Here is a 1,116-nt window from a genome sequence, read left to right on the forward strand (position 1 = left end):
CACCCACTGGTTCGAACCGCCCTGGAAGGCGATTCTGTCCAATAAAGGTATCCTGCCGCTGCTGTGGGAACAGTTCGAAGGCCACCCCAACCTGCTGCCCGCCTATTTCGAGCCACCCGAGAACGCCTCGCCTGCGCCGGGCTGGGTTCGTAAACCGTTTTTCTCCCGTGAGGGCAGCAACGTCAGCCTGACCACCCCCGATGGAGTGTCGGAAAACGTCGACGGGCCTTACACCGATAGCCCATGGATTCGTCAGGCGTACCATCCGCTCCCCAGGTTTGGGGAGCGGCATGCCCTGGTCGGCAGCTGGGTGGTGGGCGATCGCGCCTGTGGTATCGGCATTCGCGAAGACGTGGGCAGAATTACCAAGGACACGTCCTGCTTCGTACCTCACGCGATCGTGTAAGCGTGCGTTTGTGAGCGCACGTCGCGCTTAGGCGGCGCTGCTGCCCTGATGATGCTCGGCTGCAGGCTGCCACCTGGGCGCCACCCGAAGAGCTGCGTTTCACGCGGGCAGAGAACGCTTCCGCTGCACCTTCAGCGTCGGGATCAGCAGTTTCCCTGAACATCCCTCTACCGAATCGCTACGCCTCAGCGCCGATCAGGCGCTCTATCGTGCCAAGCACCAGGGGCGTAACCAGGTGGTCTTGATCAGCACGGCGCAGGATCATGGCGGATTCGCGCCCCGCGGGGCATGAGGCAGCAAACCTATCCCTTGAAGATGCTATCCGCGAGGACGATGGCCGCATCGTCGATGTGGAAGAGCCCTGCCAGCAGGTGGTGCGACTTGCCCCTTGGCGCCTTCAAAGCGCCCCGAAACGCTGCCTGACGCACTGCGCCCTTTCGTCAGCACGCTTTGGCAGCCCGAAGATGCCCGTGTGGCCACGATGGCACTCGAACCGTGACCTGCGTGGTCTTTCAGGCAGGCGGTTATTCCAGCTTGCCAGCTCCCCAAGCCGCTGGCTGACCCTGCGCGACGCCGCAGACCCATGGCAACTGGGCATGGGCTCGGAGAGTCAGCTGGCACGCCTGCCGGTCGCCCAGCTGCATTCGCTGCCTCCCCTGATCGCCGCCCGCACGGGCATGCCCGCGCTGTGCGGGCTGAGGCTGGAACAG

Annotated in this window: 3 protein-coding genes; all 3 read left to right on the forward strand. The window is 64.2% G+C overall.

Going from position 1 to position 1,116, the window contains the following annotated elements; translation table 11 throughout:
- Window positions 1-406 (forward strand): glutathionylspermidine synthase family protein (locus tag FYJ24_RS12485; protein ID WP_206192731.1); only part of this gene is annotated, 406 nt, incomplete at its 5' end.
- Window positions 407-479: 73 nt separating this feature from the next.
- Window positions 480-698, forward strand: a complete 219-nt coding sequence (locus tag FYJ24_RS13625; protein ID WP_206192733.1) for a GGDEF domain-containing protein — start codon at window positions 480-482, stop codon at window positions 696-698.
- On the forward strand, window positions 670-1,116 hold a 447-nt coding region (locus FYJ24_RS12745), incomplete at its 3' end, for a hypothetical protein (RefSeq protein WP_206192732.1). The genes FYJ24_RS13625 and FYJ24_RS12745, both read left to right, overlap by 29 nt.

It is taken from the genome of Scrofimicrobium canadense (genome assembly GCF_009696615.1).
Classification (GTDB): Bacteria; Actinomycetota; Actinomycetes; order Actinomycetales; family Actinomycetaceae; genus Scrofimicrobium; species Scrofimicrobium canadense.